Source organism: Paludisphaera soli (assembly GCF_011064595.1).
Classification (GTDB): Bacteria; Planctomycetota; Planctomycetia; order Isosphaerales; family Isosphaeraceae; genus Paludisphaera; species Paludisphaera soli.
In genome coordinates this window covers 1-21516 of the sequence record NZ_JAALJI010000030.1, presented here as the reverse complement: position 1 = coordinate 21516, position 21516 = coordinate 1, and the positions used below count along the sequence as shown (strand labels likewise).

Here is a 21516-nt window from a genome sequence, read left to right as displayed (position 1 = left end):
GGCCGGCGGCCGTCCCATGCGGACAAACGCCTTGCCATACAACGGGATATGCTGGTGGAGGAATATCGACGGGTCGGCGTGCCGGTGCCGCGGTCGGAGAAATATGGAAGGTTTCTCCTCCCGTTTCAATCCAACGGGGCGTGCGCCAGGATCGACGGTCGGTCGGCCCGTTGACAGGCGACCGGGGCGGGCGGAAGATCGACGGCGACCGGGTGGGTCGGCCGGCCGGGGGCGGCCCGGCGGGAGGTCCGGTCGGGAGTCTTGGTCATGCGCGAGCGGACGGGAGACTGGCCCAGGCGGGACTTCCTGACGGCCGGGTGCGTGGCGGTCGGGGTCGGACTAGGGGGCGTCGGGAACGCCGCGGGGGCGGAGGATCGAGTCCGGGATTGGCTCAGGCCGTACGTGGTTCGCAAGGATTCGATCGACCGATTCCTCGACCCGAGGGCCCGGGTCTGGGCCCGGTTCGATCCCCAGTTGGGGTATCTGCTGCGCAACTCGTTCGTCCGTGATGGGGTGGACGGTTGCTCCACCCTGGCCCGCTACGACGAGTCCGGCCGGCGCAGGCAGGCGCACTTCGCCGATCAGCCTTGCCGAATTCATACGTATGGGGACAGCTTCACCCAGGGCCATCAGGTCAGCGACGGCGAGACCTGGCAGGAGGTGCTGGCGGCGCACTTCTGCGAGCCGATCCGCAACTACGGGATCGGCGGGTTCGGCGTTTACCAGGCGTATCTCCGCCTGCTCCGGCACGAGTCGACCGACGAGGGCGCCCCGTACCTGATCTTCAACATCTGGGGCGACGACCATTATCGGAGCCTTTACACCTGGCGTTCGCTCTCGTTTCCGCCGAACGTGCTGGAGTCGATGAGCACGGTGATGTTCCACGCCAACCCCTGGTCGCACGCGGGTCTCGACGACGACGGGGCGCTGGTGGAGCATCCCAACCCCTGCCCGGACGAGGAGTCGCTGTACCGGCTCTGCGACCTCGACTTCGTCGTCGACCGGTTCGGCGGCGACGAGGTGACGCACCTGCTGTACGCGCGAAGCACCGGCGAGGCGATCGACGCCGACGTGATCACGCGGGCCTCGAAGGTCGCGGGCCTGCCCGCGCCGGACCTCTCGGGCCCCGAGGCCGTGAAGCGATCGGCCGCCGCCGCGCTCCACGGCTACGCGGTGCGGGTGGGCGTGCGGGTCATGGAGCGGCTGGACGCCTTCTGCCGCGAGCGCGGCAAGAAGCTGATGGTCCTGATGAGCTATTCGTCGAGCTCGGTCTGGCACGCCTGCAACCGGACGCCCCCCGGCGATCGCGACAACGTGGACTGGCACCCGGAGTCGTTCCGCGCGTTCCTGACCTCGAAGTCGATCCCCTACGTCGACACCCTGCCGCGCCACGTCGCCGATTTCGCGGCCTACCGCCTGACGGCCAAGCAGTACGTGGACCGGCTCTACATCGGACACTACAACCCTACGGGCAACCACTTCTTCGCCTTCGCCGTCAAGGACGACCTGCGCCGGTTCCTCGAACCCGAGCCCCCCGCCTATCGCAACGACGACCAGGCCCCCGTCCAGTTCGACGGCTACCTGCCCGGCTGACCGCGGCGCGGTCGGGCTTCGAGCCGATCTCCGATCGCGAAACGGCGAGCAGGACGGGCGTCCGCCAGCCTCCGTCGAAGACCCGAGAGGGGCCTACCTCGCCTCGATGCGCCGCTTCCATGCCGCATCCCCTTGAGGCCGAAAGCGAAACCTGATAATCTCTTCAGAAAGCATGATTTCCGCTTCGATCCGCACACCAGGGGATCGGATCCTCGCGCCGGTCCTGAGGCGAATTCAGCGCACCCTTCGGCCGACGCCGCCCGAATCGTCTCGCGAGGCCGAGGTACCCATGAGTCGGAAGGTCCTCCTGACCGCGGCCGTCTTGATCGTGATCGGCCTCGCCCTGGACGCCCTGCGTGGCGACAGGAGGTCCCGCCACGATCATGGTCCCGTCGAGCCCCCGCTCCTCGAGTTCCTGCTCGGCCCGTCGGACCCGGCCGACGAACGGACCGGCAGCCGGCTCGACGGGCAAGCTCCAGCCCCGCCGCCGCGCTGAGAAGCGAAGGCGACGGCCGGGAAGACCCGCTGCGGAAACAAGAACGCCCCCGCCGAGCCTCGCGGCCGGGCGGGGGCGTCTGATTTTTCCAACCGGCGAGCCGACCGGCCTCAGCGGGGCGACGAGGGGAGCCAGGGCTTGTGCATGTGCACGTTGCGCCCGGTCCCATACTCGCGATTCGTCGAGCTGATCGGCTCGCTGGTCCTCGAGCCTCGGGCGGCCGACCGCACGGCGTCCGGGTTGTAGGAGCCCGGCGCGTAACCTCGCCACGAGGTGGCCGGGGCGTAGGACTGCCAGGCGGTCGCCGGGGCGTAGCCCTGCCAGGCAGTGCTCGGGGGATAGGTGTAGACCGGCGTCGCCGCCTGCGGTGCGAACCCGCCAACGCTCGGGGCGGTCGAGCCCCACGAGTAGCCGGGGGCGTAGCCGCTCCATCCCGGCGTCCCGCCGGCCGCGGCCTGCTGCGCCCGGGCCGAGCCCTCCACGCCGAAGGCCAGGAGCCCGGCGACGGCCAAACTTGCGGCGACACGACGCCAATTCTTGATATTCATCATGGCTGGAAGCCCTTTCTCGATCAAAACCCCGCGGCCGACGTCCCACTCGCGAACGAGGGGCCGGGGAGAGGCCCAGTCGGGCCGCGTAGACGGGTCATGCCAGTGCCTATAAACAAATCAGGTGCCAAAGCCTTCGACGACGCCGACGACCTCCCAACTTCCGTCGCATATTCAGAAAATTTCAGGAGATACGGCGATTCGCCTCGGCTCCGAACTCGATGCACGAAGGCCTCCGACGCCCGAGACAGACCCTCCCCGCCCCCGCGTCTGCTCGACCGACGACCATCCGGAGCGACCGTCGATCAGCTCGTTACAACCGGCCTCCGAGGAGCAATCCGCCGTCAGGAACAACATATCCACCTGTACACTATTCGGCCCTCGTGATAGACTCGGCGCGCCCCGGGAGGAAGGCGCGGATTGGGATGGATCTCGGAGCGTCGATTCACGCGAGAGGCGGCACGATCATGAGCGGCGAGCGGATCCCACCGAAGGGCCGGGGGGCCGGCTTCAATCCCCCCAACCGGTTCGAGCGACAGCACCACGAGATCGAGCTGGAGACCGTGCAGGACGACGCCGAGTACCTGGAAGGGCTCCGTCGGCCCGACACCGAGTTCCTCGACGACCGCTCGCGCACCATCGTCGCCGAGAACGACAGCCCCGACGTCGGCTTCGAGGCGAGCGTCAATCCGTACCGAGGATGTGAACACGGCTGCATTTATTGCTATGCCAGGCCCACCCACGAGTTCCTCGGGCTGTCGGCCGGGATCGACTTCGAAACCAAGATCCTCGTGAAGCGCGACGCCCCGGCCCTGCTGAGGGCGGCGCTCGACTCGCCCAGGTGGCGGCCCCGGGTCCTCTCGATGAGCGGCGTGACCGACCCGTATCAGCCGATCGAGCGCAAGCTGCGGCTCACCCGGGGCTGCCTGGAGGTGATGGCCGAGTATCGCCAGGCGGTCACCATCGTCACCAAGAACCGGCTCGTCGCCCGCGACGTGGACGTGCTCGCGGACCTGGCGAAGGACCGGGCCGCCGGCGTCTTCGTCTCGATCACCACGCTGAACCCGGCGATGGCGGCCGAGCTAGAGCCCCGGACGAGCCGGCCGTCGGGACGGCTGGCGGCGATCCGCACGCTCGCCGAGGCTGGCGTCCCCGTCGGCGTCATGGTCGCCCCGGTCATCCCCGGCCTGACCGACCACGAGATGCCCGCGATCCTGGAAGCGGCGGCGAAGGCCGGCGCGCGAACCGCCGGCTACGTCGCGGTGCGCCTCCCACTGGCCGTCGCCCCGCTGTTCGAGGACTGGCTGGAACGCCACCGCCCCGACGCCAAGGACAAGATCCTGGACCGCATCCGCTCCATGCACGGCGGCCAGCTCTACGACCCCAAATTCGGCGACCGCATGCGCGGCCGGGGCCCGATCGCCGACATCATCGCCCGCGTCTTCAAGACCTCCTGCCGCCGCCTCGACCTCAACGTCCAGCCCTGGCCCGTATCCCCGGCAGCCTTCCGCCGTCCGCCGAAGGACGGCGACCAAATGCGGCTGTTCGAGTGAAGGCCATGGAACTTCAACATTCGTCGCGGCAGCTTCCAGAGCCTATGACGGCGGCAGTTGAAAGGATTCGAGCTGGAGGACAGGGCATGACCGGCCTGAAAGGCGATCTACCCCACCGCCCGCAACGGCCGACCTATCCATTCGACCTCGCCGACGCGATCCGATCTGGAGTCATCCCGAACCCGCGGCGTCGGCGGCATGGCCGAGGAAGGTGCGGAGCGACGGGTGGGACCAAAGTCGCTCCAACTCCCTGGCGTTTGCGACGAATCGGGCGTGCCGACGAAGCCTCACCGAGTCGTCCGCCTCCTCGATGAGAGATTGGCGCACCTCGTCCTCAAGCGGCAAACGAAGCGCTTCGGCAAGCGCCTCGTCCGCCTCCGACATGTTGGCGTTCACCAACAATTCCACACAGTGGTGCTTGACGACGGTTTCCGGGTGGTTTGCCAGGAGATCGGCGATTGCCACTATGGCGCTGGGTGCGCGAGAGCCCATCCCCTTCAGCCGGCGGATGCACGACCGCCCGGGAACGTCGATCCATTCGCCGCTGTCGAACAGAACGCCTTCGATCAAGGCTGCTAGATCCGCATCTTGGTTCATGGACTCGATCCTTTGATGATTGGCGATCCCGAAGCCGGCCCTGGATGGAATAGGACCGATCGATCCGGCCGTGACCAGGGATCGATATGGATCGGCTCGCTCGGATTCGAGTTGTCGGCGAACGGGAATTTGGCGGCAGCGATCCGGCGATCGGCTGAGAAGACCGGTTCAGCCCGCCCGGATTGCCCCGCACATCCTCCGCCGTCTACCATGACTCCCGACGAGCCGGCCAAGAATCGGCCGGAGTCGTCGAATACCCGACCGACCTGCCCGCATCGCGGCGCGGTCGCGATCTGGGACGAGCAAGCGCGAATCCTTGGAGGAAGAACCACCATGACGAGCACGCGAAGTCGATACCGACTCGCCCTGGCCGCGACCCTGGCGACGACGCTCGGGGCGGCCCCCTGGGGCCCGCCCCCGGCGATGGCGCAGGAGAAGCCGGCGGAGGCCGCCAAGGCCGAGCCCGAGAAGAAGCCCGAGCCTCCCAAGCCACGGGTCGCCGTCTTCCGGCTGGCCGGGACGATCAAGGAGACGCCCACCGACGACTCGTTCAACCTCGGCGGCGAGTCGTCGACGCCGCTCTGGACGCTTATCGAACGTCTGGACAAGGCGGCGAAGGACCCGGCGGTGAAGGCCGTCGTGGTGATCCTGGAGGGCCCGACCGTCGGTGCCGCGCAGGTGGCCGAGATCCGCCGGGCGTTCGACCGCGTCAAGGCGGCGGGCAAGGACGTGATCGCCCACGCCGACTCGGTCGGCAGCCTGGGCCAGTACGTCCTGATGAGCGGGGCCTCGCGCGTCAGCCTGGTCCCCACGGCCGACCTCTGGATCACGGGCCTCTACGGCGAGGCCCCGTACCTCCGCGGGATGCTGGAGAAGATCGGCGTGAAGCCCGACTTCCTCACCTGCGGCGACTACAAGAGCGCCGCCGAGATGTTCATGCGCGAAGGCCCCAGCAAGGAGGCCGAGTCCATGCAGAACTGGCTGCTGGACAGTATCTTCGAGACGATGGTCGCCCGCATCGCCGAGGGCCGCAAGGTCAGCCCGGAGCTGGTCAAGGCCTGGATCGACAGCGGCCCGCACACCGCCGAGAAGGCGAAGGCCCTCGGCGTCCTCGACGCCGTGGAGCACCGCCAGGACCTGGAGGCGCACCTCAAGAAGACCTACGGCGACGACGTGGTCCTCGACCGCAAGTACGGCAAGAAGGCCGAGCCCAAGCTCGACGCCTCGTCGCCGTTCGGCCTCTTCAAGTTCCTCGGCGAGATCATGGCCGAGTCGAAGGTCGACAAGACCAAGCCGGCGATCGGCGTGGTCTACGTCGACGGGCCGATCGTAGTCGGCGCGTCCGGGGGCATGGCCCTCTTCCAGGACGGCGAGGCCGCCGCCGTCTCGATCCGCCGCGCCCTCGACGACGCGGCGAACGACGAAGCGATCAAGGCGGTCGTCCTCCGCGTCGACTCGCCGGGCGGGTCGGCCCTCGCGAGCGAGATCATCCTCGACGCGACCCGCCGCGTGAAGGCGAAGAAGCCTCTCGTCGTCTCGATGGGGAACGTCGCCGGCAGCGGCGGCTACTACGTCGCCTGCGGCACCGACGCGGTCTTCGCCGACGAGGCCACCATCACCGGCTCCATCGGCGTCGTCAGCGGCAAGCTGGCCGTCGGCGGGCTGTTCGACAAGCTCGGCGTGTCGTTCAAGGCCTACCGCCGCGGCCAGAACGCCGGCATGCTCAGCTCCAGCGACGTCTTCACGCCGGCCGAGCGGCTCAAGATGCAGTCCTACATGGACGAGATCTACGGCGAGTTCAAGGGCCACGTCGTCGCGATCCGCGGCGACAAGCTCAAGAAGCCGATCGACGAGCTGGCCGGCGGCCGCGTCTACACCGGCAAGCAGGCCCTGGAACTCGGCCTCGTCGACAAGCTCGGCGGCTTCCACGACGCCGTCGCCCACGCCGCCGAGGCGGCCAAGCTCGAAACCTACGACGTGCGGACGCTCCCCAAGCCCCGCACGATCCTCGAAGAGCTGATGGAGCCCGACGCCGACGGCGACCGCAAGGGCCTCGTCAGCATCGCACCGCGCTCGTTCCTGCTCGAACAGGCCGCACCGCTCCTGGGCGCGCTCGACCCGGTCCGCGCCGCCGTCGTCCGCACGGCGCTCGGCCGCCTGGAGCTGATCCGCCGCGAAGGGGTCGTCGCCATGATGCCCGAGCTGGGCGTCGGCCGCTGAGCCTCGCCGATCCCTCGTGAATCCTACGACGCCGCGCGACCCCCCGTCGCGCGGCGTCTTTCTGTTGACCCCCGGTCGGGAGTTGACTTTTACGGCGTCCGCCGTAAACTCCGAATGTTGACGACAGCCGTCGTAATCCACCGGAGGACCGAGATGGGTGAGGCGATCCCGTCGCTGGGCGAGTTGGAGATGATGGTGCTGCGCCTGGTCTGGCGCGAGCAGCCTTGCACGGAGCGCCGGGTTTGGGACCTGGTGCAGGCCGATCGGCCGGTGGCCCGCACCACCGTGCTGAAGACGATGCAACGCCTGGAGGAGAAGGGCCTGCTGATTCGCGAGCCCGACGCCGAGCGGGGCCCGATCCGCTACCGGGCGGCTGTGGAGGAGCGGCGGGTGCTGCCCACGCTGATCCGTCGGTTCGTCGAGAAGGCGCTGGGAGGATCGAGCGCGCCCCTGGCCGCGTTCCTCGCCGAGTCCGACGCCGACGGCCTCACCGCCCGGGATCTGGAGGCGCTCCGCGCGATCGCCCGCAAGATCGAGGGGCGGGGGAAGGGGGGGGCGTGACGACCTTCCTCGCCGGCTTCGAGCGGGTTGCCACGGCCTGGGCCGACGTGGCCTGGTCCGTCGCCTGGCAGTCGCTCGTCGTCGCGGCCGCATTCGCGGCCATCGCCGCCGGCCTGCGGCGGGCCTCGCCGGCGCTCCGTTGCTGGCTCTGGCGGATCGCGGCGATCAAGCTCCTGCTGATGCCGCTGTGGGGCGCGGCGTGGCTCGCCGCGCCGTCGCCGCCGCGTCCGCCGACCGCGCGACCTCCGGAAGCCGCGGCCGCCCCCGGCGACGTCGAGGCCGCCACGGGATATATGCTCCGGCCTCCCGCGAAAGGCCGAGAGGCGGGCGGACCGGACGACGCGGCCCCCCCCTTCGCGCGGCGGGCCCTCTCGTGGCGATCGGCCCTCCTCGCCGCCTGGGTCCTGGGGGTCCTCGCGGGCGTGGCGCGGCTCGCGGCCCAGGGGCGGCGGCTCGCCCGAGTCCTGGGCCGGGCGACCGCCGCGACGGATGCCCACCTCCTGGGGCTCGCGGCGGAAGCGGCGGGCCGACTCGGCCTGCGACGCGCACCCGTGGTGGTCGAGGTCGACGCCGCCTCCCCGTTCGTCTGCGGGCTGCGAAGTCCGACCCTGGCGATCCCGCGTGGCCTGGCCGACGCCCTGGACGACGCTCCCATTCGCGCCGTCCTCGTCCACGAGCTGGCGCACCTGAAGCGACGCGACCTGCTCTGGGACTGGATCCCCGCCGTCGCGGAAGTCGTCTTCACGGTCCATCCCGCGGCGCGCTACGTCGCCTATCGCGCCCTGCTGGAGCGCGAACTGGCGTGCGACCGGATCGCCATGGACGCGGCCGGCCAGGACGCCGCCGCCTACGCCTCGACGCTGGTCGAGGTCGTCTCCCTGTCGTCGCCTCGTCGTCCCGCGATCCCGGCGGCCTCGGCCGCCTCCCCGAACCTGCAGGAGCAACCGCCATGTCGCACGGATTCGGTCCCTGGAGTTCGTCCCTGAGCGAGGGCGCGCCCGGGCTCAGCACCTTCTGGAAGCGCCGGATGACGCGGCTCCCCGAGACGCTCGCCGCGCGTCCCGACGTCTCGCGCCGCGAGTGGCTGCAGCTCGCCGCCCTCGGCACGGCCGCCTGCGCCGTCCCCACCTTGCGGCGGGCGTCGGCCCAGGCGTCTCCGCGGCCGGCGGGCCTCGGCACGATCTATCTGGACGCGAACTTCAGCACGGGGAGCCGATACGACGCGGACCTCGACGGCCTCTGGGCCGTCGATCCCGCGACCGGCGATCGCAAGCGAGTGCCCGGGGCCGTCCCCGGCGCGAACGCCCGGGCGTCGCGGGACGGAAAGTCGCTCGCGCTCATCCGCGCCGGCAGGACCGGACCGGGCGTCGACATCGAGAACGTCGGCGTCTGGACGCTCGATCTGCAAGCCGGCGGTCCTCCGATTCGGGTCTCCGACTTCGGCGGGGTGACGTCCTGGTCGCCCGACGGCCGCCAGCTCATCGTGGTCAAGTGGTTCAATCCCCCCGATCCCGAGCCCGCGCACCACGAGACTTGGCGCTTCGACCTCGACGGCTCGAAGCCCGTCCGACTGCCGATCCCGGAGACCGACGAGGTCGACGACTGGTCGCCCAACGGCCGGTGGCTGGTCACCGTCTCCGACCGTCACGAGCCGCGCGGGAGCGGCTACCAGCTCTACCTGATGCGCCCCGACGGCAGCGAGCAGCGTCGGCTGACCGAGGGCCGGGGGCTGAACGTCTACCCCCGCTTCTCGCCGGACGGCCGATGGATCGCCTATCTGCGCCAGGAACGCGGAAAGAACGACATCCGCGTGATCGGCCTGGAGGGGGGCGGGCCTCGAATCCTCGTCGAGGAGACGAAGGAGGGGCCGGACGTCCTGCTCTCGCCCGACAAGGTCGCCTGGTCGCCCGACGGCAAGACCCTGGCCTGCGCGCTCCGGGCGATGGACGTCCACCCCGACGGGCCACCGTCGCGAAAGATCCCCGGCGAGAACACGCTCAATCGCGTCGTCCTCGTCGACGTCGAGACGAAGGAGGCCCGGCCGCTCAAGCTCCCCGGGATGAGCTGGATCAACGGCCTCGACTGGCAATGACGCCGGGCCGACGACGACGCGCGGGCCGGGGACGCGACTTCGATGGACCGGGGCCCTACAATAAACTCACGGGTCGGCGTGACGTGAATAGCGGACGCCTCTCGCCGCCGCTTGCCGGCCCGTCTCGTCGGAGGTCCTCGGATGACCGGATCGCGCCAGAAGATCGCCATCGTCGGAGCCAGTTCGGATCGTTCCAAGTACGGCAACAAGGCCGTCCGCGCCTTCGCCGCGCAGGGCTGGGAGGTCTTCCCGATCAACCCGACGCTCGCCGAAATCGAGGGCCACGCCGCCTACCCCGACCTGGCGTCGGTCCCGGCTGATCACCTGGACCGCGTCTCCTTCTACGTCCCGCCTGAAGTCGGACTCCGGGTGCTGGACCAGATCCGCGACAAGCAGGTCGAGGTCTGGATCAACCCCGGCGCCGAGTCCCCCGAGCTGCTGATGAAGGCCGAGGAGCTGGGCCTCGACGTGATCCAGGCGTGCAGCATCCTGGACGTCGGCGAGAACCCGGCCCGCTATTGATCCGACGCCCGGGAGACGTCCTCCATGAGAAGCCCGAGTCGGCACGTCGCGAGCCTGATCCTGGGGGCGACGGCATTTTACGGGACCGTGGCGATCGCCCAGGAGGCGCCGAGGCCGGCGCCCGCCGCCCCGCGCGCGGATTACAAGGTCGTCGCCTGGTTCGACCGCGCCCGGCCGATCGCGTCGTTCCAGTACCAGGTGTACGACGTCCGCAAGGGGGACTATACGCCGGCCGTCCAGGCGTGGGTCGCCATGATGGCCGAGAAGTTCCCGAACTACGACGTGGCCGTCCGCGACGTCGACCTGGGGCGAGAGGAAGGCCCGAACGAGACGCGCAAGGTCGGCGCGGTGGTTCATCGCGAATTGCTCGCCGCCGCGGCGGCCGAGGGGATCTTCCTGGGTGTGGACGCCTCGGCCCGGAGCGTCGTCTCGCGCGAGCCGCTCACCGTCCGGCTCGCGCCGATCCGGGGGACGATCGGCCCCTCTTCCTACCCGTCCTTCGCCCCCATGATGTACCCGCAGGGGGGCGTGCCCATGGGCTTCCCCGTGCCGATGCCGTTCCCCAGGCCGCATCCGTGAACCTCGGGGGAACCTTGCCCGGAGACGGCGGGTCGGTCAGACTACCAGCTTGCGCGTCGGAGAACGGCGTGCGAAACCGACCGATGCCACGACGCCACGGGAGCGACTCGCCATGAAAACGACGCGGCTCACGATCGTCCTCGGCCTGCTGGCCTGCACCACGGCCCTCGCCGATCCGCCCGACCTCAAGCCCCTGGAGATCGGCGCCGCCGCGCCGGACTTCAACCTCCCCGGGGTCGACGGCAAGGACCACGCGCTGAAGGATTACGAGGCGGCCAAGGCGCTGGTCGTCGTCTTCACCTGCAACCACTGCCCGACCGCCCAGGCCTACGAGGAACGGGTGGCCAAGCTGCACGAGGACTACAAGGACAAGGGCGTCGCCGTCGTCGCCATCTCGCCCAACGACCCCAAGGCCGTCCGCCTCGACGAGCTGGGCTACAGCGACCTCGGCGACTCGTTCGAGGACATGAAGATCCGGGCGCGCGATCACAAGTACCCGTATCCGTACCTCTACGACGGCGACACCCAGGCGGTCGCCAGGGCCTACGGGGCGCTCGCGACGCCGCACGTCTTCATCTTCGACGCCGAGCGGAAGCTCCGGTATCACGGCCGGATCGACGACGGCGAGGTCAAGCCCCCCAAATCGCGCGACGCCCTCAACGCGGTCGACGCCATCCTCGCCGGCAAGCCCGTGCCGACGCCGATCACCCGCGTCTTCGGCTGCTCCACCAAATGGGCCGACAAGCAGGCGGACGCGAAGAAGTCGCTGGAGACCTGGGACGCCGAGCCCGTGGCGATCGAGCCCATCGACCTGGCGGGCGTCGCCAAGCTCGCGAAGAACGAGACCGACAAGTACACCGTCGTCAACGTCTGGGCGACCTGGTGCGGCCCCTGCGTCCAGGAGCTTCCCGAGTTCGTGACGATGAACCGCATGTACCGCGGCCGGCCCTTCCGCCTGGTCACCATCAGCCTGGACGACCCCGCCAAGAAGGACCAGGCGCTCGCCACCCTGAAAGACAAGCGCGTCGCCGCGACGAACTACATCCTCGACTCGGCCGATCGCGACGCCTTCGCCGAGGCCCTGGACCCGAAGTGGCCCGGGCCCGTCCCGTACACCTTGATCCTCGCCCCCGGCGGCGAGGTCGTGTACCGCAAGAGCGGCGGCGTCGACCCGCTGGAAGTCCGTCGCGCGATCGTCTCGAAGATCGGCCGGACTTACTGACCGGACCGCTGTGGAGCGAACTCAGCCGTTCGTGAACTGGAACGCGTAGAGCTTCGCCCGCTTCAGCTTGAAGTGGATCCGGACGGGCCGGCCGGCGAGCGCCGAGACGTCCGGGTTCCCCTTCCAGTAGACCCGCTGGTCGACGAAGTCGCCGCCGATCTCCTCGCAGTCCGCGAGCGCGAAGCCGGGGATCGGCCGGCCTTCGGCGTCCTGGAGTTCCACGAACGCCGTCCCCATCGCGCCGGTGTCGAGATTGAGCCGGAGGCGATCGCCCCGGAAGACGATCACCGGGGTCCGCAGCCAGCCCCCCCTGTGGTCGACGTCGGCCGAGACGAAACCGTCGAGCCGCTGCCGGACGACCCCGACCCCGCCGAGTTGCTTGGCGACGTCGGCGTACTCGGGCCGCAGGTTCGCGGAGTCGTGCAGCCGCCCGCTCGAATAGTAGTACTGGTACAGGACGTTCCCGCGCCGGATGATCCCCGGGGCGGCCACCGCATACCAGCGGTCCCACTCGTCGACCATCCCGGTCGCGATGTAGGGCGAGCGGTCCGGACGCGACCATTTCACGCCGTCGCGGCTGACCGCGAGCTGGACTTCCAGCATGCCGAAGTCCTCCCACCGGCCCGGGACGGGCGGGACGACCGCGGGATTGCGATCGGGCGAGAAGTGCCGGAACATCGTGGGGAACATCAGGTAGGCTTCGTCCGCCCACGGGTAGATCGCGGACCCGTTGTAATACATATCCGAATGCGGGTCGTCCTGCTCGTCGGCGGCCAGGACCACCGGGAGGTTCGCGATCGACGAGAACATTCGGGGGTCGTCCGTCTTCGTGTAGGGCCACGGCGCGAGCGGGTCGTCGGTCTCGATCCTGGCGATCCGGCGCTGGTTCTCCGAGTCGTACGCCAGGGCCCTCGTGTAGATCACGTACTTGCCGATCCGCTCGTCCCAGTGGACGAGGGGCGGGTTGTCCGTGTAGAGCGGGAGGACCCGGCCGGCCTCGGTGAAGATCACGCCGTCGGCCGAATAGCTCGCGTAGACGCCGTGTTTCTCCGGGTCGAACGGCGGGCTGTAGACGATCCGGAACAGCTTGTACCTGCGGGTCGGGTCGAGGTCGTGCGGGTCCAGGAAGATCGTCGGAAAGATCCCGCCGCCGGGGAGCTTGACGTCGGTGCGTCGAAAGTGCAGCCCGTCGTCGCTCTCCAGGACGCGCACGTCGTCGGCCCCGAGGTACAGGCGGACCTTCCCGTCATCCTCGATCACTCGGCCGACATGCCCCTGGAACGGCTCGCCCGCCTCGTCGCGCAGGAGCCCGAGCTTCCGCGCCGGGTTCGCGCGGAGTTCGACGCGATCGCTCTCCGCGATGAAGCGATGGTCCATGAAGAGTTGCTTGCGATCGCCGACGTCGATCGGCGTCTGTCCCAGAGAACCGACGAGGAAGAGTAGCGAGGGCAGGGCGGTCATGGGCGTCGCCTCAGAGGTCCGGTAGCCTGTGGATGGAACACGACGACGAACGTCCTTCCCCCCTGGCGGGGGAAGGTGGCCCGAAGGGCCGGATGAGGGGGAAGACGAGCATGCGAGCCGTCCGAAGGAACAAGCGGGCCGCGAATCCGTCGCTTCCTCGCGCCGTCCGCCTTGATGGTCGCCCTCGTCCGTCCCTGAGGATGCTTTCCCGCCGGGGGGGAGGGAAATCGACATGTCGATCACGGGTTCCTCGTCGGCTCCGGGTCGGCGGCGGAGGTGTGGTCGTGGACGATCTTCCAGCCTTCGGGGAAGCGGCGGAGGATCAGGGTGAACAGGCCGCTGGGCTCGGCGCCGTCGGGGAGGACGAGCCGCCAACCGCCGCGCGCGAGGGCCGCGTCGGGGCCGAGGGTGGAGACTTCGAGGCCCGAGAACGCCAGCTTGCCCATCGCGCGGCCTTCGGCCTTGTAGCGGGCCTGGTAGCGGTCGCGGGTGGCCCGAAATCCCTCGGTGCGCGCGCCGCCGGACTGGAACACCAGCTCGGGCGAGTCCCAGTAGGTGGTCAGGAAGCCGTCGAGGTCGCCGGCGTTCCAGGCGGCCTCCTGGCGCGCCAGCACCTCGCGGACGTCGTGCGCGGGGTCGCCCTCGACGGCCGGCATGAACGTCTTGTCCTTGGCGGCGGGGTTCGCCAGGTAGTAGAACCGGCCGTCCTCCGCGCCGCCGAGGAAGTCGGGGACGCCGTCGGCGTCGAAGTCGACGACGGTCGGGCTGACGTCGTGGCCCTCGATGTTCCGGTTCGAAAGCAGGCCGACGTTCCGGAACGTCCAGCCGCCGTCGGCCTCGCCCTCCTGACGGTAGAGCAGGGCGTTGGCGGCGTTCAGCAGCAGGTCGAGCTTGCCGTCGCGGTCCCAGTCGACCACGCAGAGCTTCCTCCGACCGCTGCCGCCGGCGCTCTTGGCGTTCAGCCGAAGCGGCTCGCCGGAGTCGTTCCGGAAGGCCCGACGGGGCGGGAGCAGGACGAGCGCGCCGTCCTTGCGGGCCCGTTCGAAGAACGCCAGGTAGCCGTCCTGGTCCAGCATCACCAGGTCGACCAGGCCGTCGCGGTTCCAGTCCACGGCGACGGGCGTCGTCCGCCACTGGGTGAGCAGGGCGTCCCCGTCGGGGCGGAGCCAGCCCCACGACAGGTTCGGCTGGGGATGCTCGGGCGTCCACGCCACCTCGACGGGCCGCGCCGCGGCGAGCTTCGGCTCGGTGCGGGCGCCGACGTTCTTGTACCAGTGGACGCGGCCGAGGATCGAGTTGACGATCAGGTCGGGGAGTTCGTCGCCGTCCCAGTCGGCCACGGTCAGCGTGGTGTAGCCCCACTTGGCCTCGCAAGGCCCCTGGATGCTGCCGTTCGGCCCGGCCAGGATGCGGATCGTCCGGCCGTCGGCCTCCAGCAGCTTCGGCGCGGCCCACTTCGGCTTGGCCACGCCCGGCCCGCTCAGGTTCTCGACGAACGCGATGTAGCCGGCCGTGTTCCCCGAGACGATGTCGAAGTCGCCGTCGCCGTCCCAGTCGAAGCCGAAGGGGGTGGCGAGCGCCCCGAACTTCACGTCGTCGGCCTCCTGCCGGAAGTAGACGGGAGCGAGGAAGCGCGGGGTGCGGTCGTCGGCCAGGCCGCCGGCGTTCTCGACGAGCGCCACGCGGCCGTCCTCGTCGCCGACGATCAGGTCGAGGTCGCCGTCGCCGTCCCAGTCGATCGCCGTCGGCGTGATCATCTCCAGGTCCATGACCAGCGGCGAGCCGTCGCCCTGCTTCAGCCGACGCCCCGCCGCGTACTCGGGCTTCGTCCGCGAGCCGACGTTCTCGAAGTAGGTGAAGCCGTCGAGGAACTCGCCGCACACCAGGTCCAGGTCGCCGTCGTCGTCGAAGTCGGCGAAGTTGGGCGAGGGCCAGCCGAAGACCTCCAGCGGCTTGTCTCCGACCATCACCCGGGTCGGGTCTTCATACTTCGGCGCGTCGCTCTCGCCGATGTTTCGGGCGACGTAGACGAACCCCCGCAGCGGCCCGCGCGTCCACTTGCCGGTCGGGTCGTAGGCGTTGTCCCAGCCGTAGTCGGTCCAGTCGTCGGCGCCCACCACCACGTCGAGCTTGCCGTCGCCGTCGTAATCGACATAGCGCCAGAAGTTGCCCCGGACCCTGTTGGGGTGGACGTTCGCGGGCAGGGGGAGAGGCGTCCCGCGCTCCAGGCCGGTCTTGAGGAAGTCGGGATGTTCCGTCCCCGGCGAGAGCACGCGCGGGCGGCCGTCGACGTAGCTGACCTGGACGTTCTGCAGCCCCTTGCTGATCCGTCGGCCCGGCTTGAACACGGGCGACTTGACCTTCGAGGTCGGGCCGTCGGCGTTCTCGAAGAAGTAGACGCCGTTGTAGGGCTTGTCCGGGCAGTTGACGACCAGGTCGAGGTCGCCGTCGCCGTCGAAGTCCATCGGCAGCGGCCAGGCCCAGAGGCCGACGCCCAGGTCGACGACGAGCCCGGGGTTGTTGTACTTCAAACGCTCCAGGTCCTGCGCCGGCGCGGTCCGCGACGCAAGGATCAGGCCCAATCCCACGAGCCCCAGCCAGCGGGGCGACGACTTCGTCATCCGTCATCTCCGGTCGAGGTCGGGTCCGAGACGCGGCGGGAGGGCACCGTCCCGGCCGACCTCAACCGGGGGCGATCCGCCTCCGGAGCGCGGCGAGCAGGCCGCGACCGGGGGTTTCCGGCCGCTCATTGTAGACGCAGCGCTGGAACAATTCCTCCAGCTTGCGGCGGAACGCCCAATCCCCGGTCAGGCCGCAGAGCCGGTCGAAGTCGGCCTTGCTCATGTAGCCGCGAAACGAGAGCCGGCGCGTCGACGGGTCGTAGGCCAGCCGGCCGGCGAGATCCTCGGGGATCGCGAACCCTTCGGGCATCCTCTCCAGCGTGACGAAGCGATCCACTGGACCCTCCATCCGAGTCGAGACGAGCCGAGGTCGTGCGGCGCCGAGGACCGGGGCCGTCCGAGCTGGGCTGAAATGGGGCGCGAGGCCTCCCTGAGGATCGGCGGCTTTCGCACGGCGACTGCGCCGGAAAAACGCGAGAAAGCCGAGGCGCGGCCGACGATCCCCTCGGATCGATGCGACAGGTCGACATCGCACGCGATCCGCGACCCCGCCGGTTGTCGCCCCGTGATCGGGGATCTATGCTCGATCGAGGGAGCGTCGATCCCGCCGATGCGAACGGGGCGGGGGGTAGCGAACAGGAGGGCGGGCCGTGCCGGATCGTCGCGATTGGCTGAAGTCGGTGTTGCTCGGCGGCGCGGCGGGCGTCGCGGGCTCGTTCGTCGGCTCGGCGAAGGGGCAGGAGCCCATCGGCCCGGGGACGCGTCGGACCGTCCGCAAGCCGGTCGCCCCCACGCCCGGGCGGAACGCCCTGCGGCCGGTGCTGGAGCCCTGGGAGGTCCGCCTGCCGGACGACCCCCAGACGGCCGCCGCGCTGGAGACCGTGCGCTCCCGGCACAAGCTCCCCGGAATGATCGGCGCGATCCTCAAGGGGAACGCCGTCGTCTCGATCGGCGCGACGGGCGTCCGCAAGATCGGCGACTCCGACCCGATCCGCGTCACCGATCTCGTGCATCTGGGGTCCTGCACGAAGGCCATCACGGCGACGCTCCTCGGCACGCTGTTCGAGGAAGGGCTGCTGGGGGCGTCGAGCACGATCGGGACGGTCTTCCCCGAGTACGCCGACGGCCTCCACCCCGACTTCCGCGACGCGACCCTCTCGCAGCTCCTCACCCATCGCGCCGGGCTGCCGCACGACGCCGACTGGTGGAACCTCGCCGGCCGCACGCCGACCGACAAGCGGTATTCGGCGCTCCTGGAGTTGTGCCGCGTGGCCCCGAAGACCCGCCCCGGCGCGGCCTACAGCTACTCGAACGCCGGCTACGTCCTGGCGGGGCTGATGGCCGAGCAGGTCACCGGCGCGACGTGGGAGGACCTGACGCGGGCGAGGGTCTTCGAGCGCCTGAACATGTACTCGGGCGGCTTCGGCCCGCCGGGCGCCGACCGCTCCTCGCGCGAGGACGCCCCCTATGGCCACCATCTCGTCCGGGGCCGGATCGAGGCGATCCGCCACGACAACGCGGAAGTCATGGGCCCGGCGGGGACCGTCCACTGCACGATGGGCGACTGGGCCAAGTTCGCCGTCGCCCACCTCCGCGGCGAACGCCCGGGGGCGAAGATCCTGCGGCCGGAGACCTACCGCGACCTGCACACGCCCCGTCGCGGCGAGACCTACGCCGGCGGCTGGATGGCCTTCGACCGCCCCTGGGCCGGCGGCCGGGCCCTGAACCACGCCGGCAGCAATACCATGTGGTACGCCGTCGTCTGGCTCGCCCCGGCCCGCGACTTCGGCGTCCTCGTCGTCGCCAACCAGGGGGGCGGCACCAGCGACCAGGCCTGCGACGAGGCCGTCGGCGCGCTGCTCGGCCGCTACGAAGCGGCGTTCGCCTCGGCGTGACGCGCCACGCGCTCGGGGCCTCTCACCGCCCCCGTTCCAGGTCGATCCCGTCCCACGCGCGGTCTCCGCTGACGGGGTTGGAGCGGGCGACGACGCCTCCGGGGAGCTGGACGTGGTAGTCGGTGAGGCGCGGGTCGGCGACGGGGTAGTCCGTGCTGACGAACTGGGCCCCGCTGGCGAGCGACTTGTCGCGCATCGTGGTCGAGCCGTCGCGGGCCTGCTTCGTGTCGGCGTCGGCGCGGGTGCGGACGAGGAAGCCGGCCTTCACCAGGCGCTGGATGTCGTCGAAGCTGGCGATCGGGTCGTTGATCTTGAACCAGGCGGCGGCGGGATCGCCCTCGTCGACGCTGGCGAACATCAGGCGGCCGGCGAGGGCGGGGTGGTCCTTCACATACACCTCGCGCTCGGGCCCGGTGTTGTCGAGGGCGAAGATCACGCGGCCGCGCACGTCGTCCAGCTTCGGCCAGCCTCGCGTGCGGATCGCGTCGGGGAGCGTGGCGGAGTCACCACGCACGTCGTCGGGCGTGAGGATCTCGGGGCGGGGGAAGACGGAGAGGATCTCGGCCTCCAGCTCGGCGATCCGGCCGGCGTCAAAGGGCACGGCCTTGCCGGCGATCCGCGACTCCTCGGCCGTCTTCAATTCCAGCAGGACGAGGATCGGGACGTGCCGGGGGTTCAGCCGCGACCAGGACCGGACCTGGCCCAGGGCGTCGACCAGCGTGAGGGTCGTCGTGCGGTAGTCGATCCCGGCGACGTGCAGGACCTTCATGCCGGGGTCGCGGAGCTTGCCGTCCGGGTCGGGGTCGGGGCCGACGTCCTTGCCCGTCAGTTCGGCGAGCTTGCGGATCGCGGGGTCGGCGAAGAGGCCGCCGTCGGGGTCGGCGAAGACGTCCAGCTCGATCTGGCGGATCCCCCGATCGGCGAACTGCTCGGCCAGCGGCGGGTGCGTGTACCGGAGCGAATCCGCCCCCCGGGCGTTGGCCCGGGCGATCAGCTCCAGCACCCCGGGCGCGGGCTCGACGTGATACGAGTTGTGCGAGCCGATCACCTGGATCTGGTTGAGGCGGGCCTCGCCCGGACCCTCGGCCCGGGTGTTCGGGATCAGGGCCGGGGCGAACGCGGCGAGGAGGGCGAATCGTCGGCGGATGGTCATGACGGCGGATCTCTCGGGAGGAGCGGGCGTCGTTCGGGGATGTATCGTCGCGGGCGTCCATGCGATGATAAGGGCCGAGGGGCCTTCGCGGCCAAGGAGCAGCAGCCCCGGACCGTCCCGATTCCTGGGAGAGTCATGGACACCGAGCCGACGAATCCGGTGGGCGACCCGCGCGTGTATCTGGCCGCCGAGCGGACCTACCTGGCCTGGGTGCGGACGTCGCTCGGCCTGATGGGCTTCGGCTTCCTGATCGCCCGGTTCGGCTTCCTGCTGGGCGATCTGGAGAGGCAGCACGAGCTGCACGGCCCCCAGTCGCCGATCCCGCCCGTGCTGGGCTCGGCGATCGTCGCGTTCGGCGTCGGCGTGTGCGCGGTGGCGGCGATCCGGCACCGGGCGTACGTGCGGGACCTCCGCGCGGGGGTCGCCAATCCGGACCTCCACCTCCGCACGCCCCTGGTCGTGGCCGCGGTCCTGGCGCTCGCCGGGCTGGCCATGACGTTCGTGATCTTGACCTCCTGATTCCCAGCTCAAGCCCCATGTGAGCGACGAAATGAACGCGCCGGAACTCTGGAAACGCTACCAGGCCTCGCTCTGCCGGGTCCCCGCCCTCGACGTGTCGCTGGACGTCAGCCGCATGGGCTTCGACGACGACGCGATCGCGCGCATGCGACCGGCCTTCGACAGGGCCTTCGCCGCGATGGACGAGCTGGAGAAGGGGGCCGTCGCGAACCCGGACGAGAACCGGATGGTCGGCCACTACTGGCTCCGGTCGCCGGAGCTGTCGCCGACGCCGGAGATCGCCGCCGAGATCGCCGAGACCCTCGACGCCGTCGCCGCCTTCGCCGCCAAGGTCCACTCCGGCGAGGTCAAGCCCCAGCGCAAGCCGAGGTTCACGCGGGTGCTCTCCATCGGCATCGGCGGCTCGGCCCTCGGGCCGATGTTCGTCGCCGACGCCCTGGGGAGCCCGAAGGCCGACAGGCTCCATGCCCACTTCATCGACAACACCGACCCGGACGGCATCGCCCGCGAACTGGAGCGGATCGGCCCCGCGCTCGACGAGACGCTGGTGGTCGTCATGAGCAAGTCCGGCGGCACCCCCGAGACCCGCAACGGCATGCTCGTCGTCGCCGAGGCCTACCGCAAGGCCGGACTCGACTTCGCCAAGCACGCGACGGCCGTCACCGGCGAAGGGTCGAAGCTCGACCAGACCGTGGCGAAGGAAGGCTGGCTGGCGCGGTTCCCGATGTGGGATTGGGTCGGCGGACGGACCAGCGAGACCTCGGCCGTCGGCCTCGTCCCCGGCCTGCTCCAGGGGCTCGACATGAAGGGCCTCCTCGACGGCGCGGCGGCGATGGACCGGGCGACCCGCGTCCACGACGTCGCGAAGAACCCGGCCGCCCTGCTGGCGCTCTCGTGGTATCTGGCGACCGACGGCCGGGGCGCCAAGGACATGGTGGTGCTGCCCTACAAGGACCGGCTCCTGCTGTTCAGCCGCTATCTCCAGCAGCTCGTGATGGAGTCCCTGGGCAAGCGGCTAGACCTGGAGGGGAACCGCGTCGACCAGGGGATCAGCGTCTACGGCAACAAGGGGTCGACCGACCAGCACGCCTACGTCCAGCAGCTCCGCGACGGCGTCGACAACTTCTTCGTCACCTTCCTCCGCGTGCTGGAAGACGGCGGCGACGGCCGCGAGGTCGAGCCCGGCGTCACCCCGGGCGACTACCTGCACGGCTTCCTGCTGGGCACCCGCGAGGCCCTCTTCGCCAACGACCGCCGCTCGGTCACGATCACCGTCGACCGGGTCGACGCCCAGACCGTCGGCGCGCTCATCGCGCTCTTCGAGCGGGCCGTGGGACTCTACGCCACGCTCGTCAACGTCAACGCCTACCACCAGCCCGGCGTCGAGGCGGGCAAGAAGGCCGCCGCGAGCGTCCTCGAGATCCAGGACAAGGCCCGCGCCGCGCTCACCGCCCAGCCCCGGACCGCCGACCAGGTCGCCGAGGCCGTCGGCGCCGCCGACTCGGCCGAGACCGTCTACCTCGTCCTCGAACACCTCGCCGCCAACGGCCGCGCCCGCATGTCCCGAGGCGCGAATCCGGGCCTGACGACGTTCCAGGCGGTCTGAAGTCCTGAATGAGCAGGAAAACGAACACGAGAGCCGTCGCGAATCGTCCTTCACTCCTGGTGGGGAATGAGGGGGGGGTGCCTCGATAAGCCTTCGCCTTCTTGATACGTCCGCCTTGATGGAATGGGCCGTCGCGAATCGTCCTTCCCCCTGATGGGTGTATAGACCGGGGACATGGGTGGCGCGCGTTCGGGGACATGGGTGACGGTTCTCTTCGGTCGAGTCTACACGCGGAGGTCGATCCGGGCGATCTCGTGCACGCCGAAATGGACGCCGAA

19 protein-coding genes are annotated in these 21516 nt (G+C 70.1%); 13 read left to right on the top strand and 6 right to left on the bottom strand.

Annotation, left to right across the window (positions count from 1 at the left end; genetic code table 11):
• Positions 1-267 precede the first annotated feature (267 nt).
• Together G6O68_RS26580 and G6O68_RS26575 are read left to right on the top strand one after the other, a co-directional pair.
• Positions 268-1593, top strand: coding sequence for a hypothetical protein (locus G6O68_RS26580; RefSeq protein ID WP_165251870.1), 1326 nt, complete (start codon positions 268-270; stop codon positions 1591-1593).
• A 289-nt stretch (positions 1594-1882) separates the two neighbouring features.
• Positions 1883-2089 carry a hypothetical protein gene (locus G6O68_RS26575; protein WP_165251867.1) on the top strand — a complete coding sequence of 69 codons (207 nt, stop codon included), beginning with the start codon at positions 1883-1885 and terminating at the stop codon, positions 2087-2089.
• A 110-nt stretch (positions 2090-2199) separates the two neighbouring features.
• On the opposite strand, the gene G6O68_RS26570 is transcribed toward G6O68_RS26575, so the two are convergent.
• Positions 2200-2640, bottom strand: coding sequence for a hypothetical protein (locus G6O68_RS26570; protein WP_165251865.1), 441 nt, complete (start codon positions 2638-2640; stop codon positions 2200-2202).
• A 464-nt stretch (positions 2641-3104) separates the two neighbouring features.
• Between G6O68_RS26570 and G6O68_RS26565 the strand changes: the two genes are divergently transcribed.
• Positions 3105-4190: a PA0069 family radical SAM protein gene (locus tag G6O68_RS26565; protein ID WP_165251863.1), complete on the top strand. Its 1086-nt coding sequence runs from the start codon at positions 3105-3107 to the stop codon at positions 4188-4190.
• A 171-nt stretch (positions 4191-4361) separates the two neighbouring features.
• On the opposite strand, the gene G6O68_RS26560 is transcribed toward G6O68_RS26565, so the two are convergent.
• Positions 4362-4787: a hypothetical protein gene (locus G6O68_RS26560; RefSeq protein ID WP_165251861.1), complete on the bottom strand. Its 426-nt coding sequence runs from the start codon at positions 4785-4787 to the stop codon at positions 4362-4364.
• A gap of 333 nt (positions 4788-5120) precedes the next feature.
• Here G6O68_RS26560 and sppA point away from each other — a divergent pair, with 333 nt between their 5' ends.
• The 7 genes from sppA to G6O68_RS26525 all read left to right on the top strand — a co-directional run bounded on the left by sppA (position 5121) and on the right by G6O68_RS26525 (position 11983).
• Positions 5121-7007, top strand: a complete 1887-nt coding sequence (sppA, locus tag G6O68_RS26555; protein ID WP_165251859.1) for a signal peptide peptidase SppA — start codon at positions 5121-5123, stop codon at positions 7005-7007.
• A 153-nt stretch (positions 7008-7160) separates the two neighbouring features.
• Positions 7161-7568, top strand: coding sequence for a BlaI/MecI/CopY family transcriptional regulator (locus G6O68_RS26550; RefSeq protein WP_165251857.1), 408 nt, complete (start codon positions 7161-7163; stop codon positions 7566-7568).
• On the top strand, positions 7565-8554 hold the full coding sequence (locus tag G6O68_RS26545; protein WP_165251856.1) for a M56 family metallopeptidase: 990 nt from the start codon (positions 7565-7567) through the stop codon (positions 8552-8554). Before G6O68_RS26550 ends, G6O68_RS26545 begins: the two co-directional genes overlap by 4 nt.
• Entirely contained in the window at positions 8518-9660 is a 1143-nt protein-coding gene (locus tag G6O68_RS26540; RefSeq protein WP_165251854.1) for a PD40 domain-containing protein, read from the top strand. Before G6O68_RS26545 ends, G6O68_RS26540 begins: the two co-directional genes overlap by 37 nt.
• 141 nt (positions 9661-9801) lie before the next feature.
• Positions 9802-10182 carry a CoA-binding protein gene (locus tag G6O68_RS26535; protein WP_165251852.1) on the top strand — a complete coding sequence of 127 codons (381 nt, stop codon included), beginning with the start codon at positions 9802-9804 and terminating at the stop codon, positions 10180-10182.
• A 24-nt stretch (positions 10183-10206) separates the two neighbouring features.
• Positions 10207-10761: a hypothetical protein gene (locus G6O68_RS26530; RefSeq protein ID WP_165251850.1), complete on the top strand. Its 555-nt coding sequence runs from the start codon at positions 10207-10209 to the stop codon at positions 10759-10761.
• A 112-nt stretch (positions 10762-10873) separates the two neighbouring features.
• Positions 10874-11983: a redoxin domain-containing protein gene (locus tag G6O68_RS26525; RefSeq protein ID WP_165251848.1), complete on the top strand. Its 1110-nt coding sequence runs from the start codon at positions 10874-10876 to the stop codon at positions 11981-11983.
• Positions 11984-12004: 21 nt separating this feature from the next.
• Here G6O68_RS26525 and G6O68_RS26520 read toward each other — a convergent pair whose 3' ends face one another.
• The 3 genes from G6O68_RS26520 to G6O68_RS26510 all read right to left on the bottom strand — a co-directional run bounded on the left by G6O68_RS26520 (position 12005) and on the right by G6O68_RS26510 (position 16402).
• Complete coding sequence (locus G6O68_RS26520) at positions 12005-13444, bottom strand: hypothetical protein (RefSeq protein ID WP_165251846.1); 1440 nt, start codon at positions 13442-13444, stop codon at positions 12005-12007.
• Positions 13445-13683: 239 nt separating this feature from the next.
• Positions 13684-16065, bottom strand: coding sequence for a YybH family protein (locus G6O68_RS26515; RefSeq protein ID WP_165251844.1), 2382 nt, complete (start codon positions 16063-16065; stop codon positions 13684-13686).
• Positions 16066-16126: 61 nt separating this feature from the next.
• Entirely contained in the window at positions 16127-16402 is a 276-nt protein-coding gene (locus tag G6O68_RS26510) for a hypothetical protein (RefSeq protein WP_165251841.1), read from the bottom strand.
• Between the two features lie 313 nt (positions 16403-16715).
• Here G6O68_RS26510 and G6O68_RS26505 point away from each other — a divergent pair, with 313 nt between their 5' ends.
• Positions 16716-17960, top strand: a complete 1245-nt coding sequence (locus tag G6O68_RS26505) for a serine hydrolase domain-containing protein (protein WP_165251839.1) — start codon at positions 16716-16718, stop codon at positions 17958-17960.
• A 22-nt stretch (positions 17961-17982) separates the two neighbouring features.
• Here G6O68_RS26505 and G6O68_RS26500 read toward each other — a convergent pair whose 3' ends face one another.
• Entirely contained in the window at positions 17983-19113 is a 1131-nt protein-coding gene (locus G6O68_RS26500) for a phosphatidylinositol-specific phospholipase C1-like protein (protein WP_165251837.1), read from the bottom strand.
• A 135-nt stretch (positions 19114-19248) separates the two neighbouring features.
• Here G6O68_RS26500 and G6O68_RS26495 point away from each other — a divergent pair, with 135 nt between their 5' ends.
• Positions 19249-19632, top strand: a complete 384-nt coding sequence (locus G6O68_RS26495; RefSeq protein ID WP_165251835.1) for a YidH family protein — start codon at positions 19249-19251, stop codon at positions 19630-19632.
• A gap of 31 nt (positions 19633-19663) precedes the next feature.
• On the top strand, positions 19664-21238 hold the full coding sequence (locus G6O68_RS26490; protein WP_165251833.1) for a glucose-6-phosphate isomerase: 1575 nt from the start codon (positions 19664-19666) through the stop codon (positions 21236-21238).
• Positions 21239-21516 lie beyond the last annotated feature (278 nt).

Coding starts and splice junctions, on each gene's coding strand:
- G6O68_RS26520 (WP_165251846.1), bottom strand. CDS start 13,444: ATGACCGCCCTGCCCTCGCTACTCTTCCTCGTCGGTTCTCTGGGACAG.
- G6O68_RS26570 (WP_165251865.1), bottom strand. CDS start 2,640: ATGATGAATATCAAGAATTGGCGTCGTGTCGCCGCAAGTTTGGCCGTC.
- G6O68_RS26580 (WP_165251870.1), top strand. CDS start 268: ATGCGCGAGCGGACGGGAGACTGGCCCAGGCGGGACTTCCTGACGGCC.
- sppA (WP_165251859.1), top strand. CDS start 5,121: ATGACGAGCACGCGAAGTCGATACCGACTCGCCCTGGCCGCGACCCTG.
- G6O68_RS26500 (WP_165251837.1), bottom strand. CDS start 19,113: ATGACCATCCGCCGACGATTCGCCCTCCTCGCCGCGTTCGCCCCGGCC.
- G6O68_RS26515 (WP_165251844.1), bottom strand. CDS start 16,065: ATGACGAAGTCGTCGCCCCGCTGGCTGGGGCTCGTGGGATTGGGCCTG.
- G6O68_RS26535 (WP_165251852.1), top strand. CDS start 9,802: ATGACCGGATCGCGCCAGAAGATCGCCATCGTCGGAGCCAGTTCGGAT.
- G6O68_RS26530 (WP_165251850.1), top strand. CDS start 10,207: ATGAGAAGCCCGAGTCGGCACGTCGCGAGCCTGATCCTGGGGGCGACG.
- G6O68_RS26550 (WP_165251857.1), top strand. CDS start 7,161: ATGGGTGAGGCGATCCCGTCGCTGGGCGAGTTGGAGATGATGGTGCTG.
- G6O68_RS26495 (WP_165251835.1), top strand. CDS start 19,249: ATGGACACCGAGCCGACGAATCCGGTGGGCGACCCGCGCGTGTATCTG.
- G6O68_RS26575 (WP_165251867.1), top strand. CDS start 1,883: ATGAGTCGGAAGGTCCTCCTGACCGCGGCCGTCTTGATCGTGATCGGC.
- G6O68_RS26560 (WP_165251861.1), bottom strand. CDS start 4,787: ATGAACCAAGATGCGGATCTAGCAGCCTTGATCGAAGGCGTTCTGTTC.
- G6O68_RS26565 (WP_165251863.1), top strand. CDS start 3,105: ATGAGCGGCGAGCGGATCCCACCGAAGGGCCGGGGGGCCGGCTTCAAT.
- G6O68_RS26490 (WP_165251833.1), top strand. CDS start 19,664: ATGAACGCGCCGGAACTCTGGAAACGCTACCAGGCCTCGCTCTGCCGG.
- G6O68_RS26540 (WP_165251854.1), top strand. CDS start 8,518: ATGTCGCACGGATTCGGTCCCTGGAGTTCGTCCCTGAGCGAGGGCGCG.
- G6O68_RS26525 (WP_165251848.1), top strand. CDS start 10,874: ATGAAAACGACGCGGCTCACGATCGTCCTCGGCCTGCTGGCCTGCACC.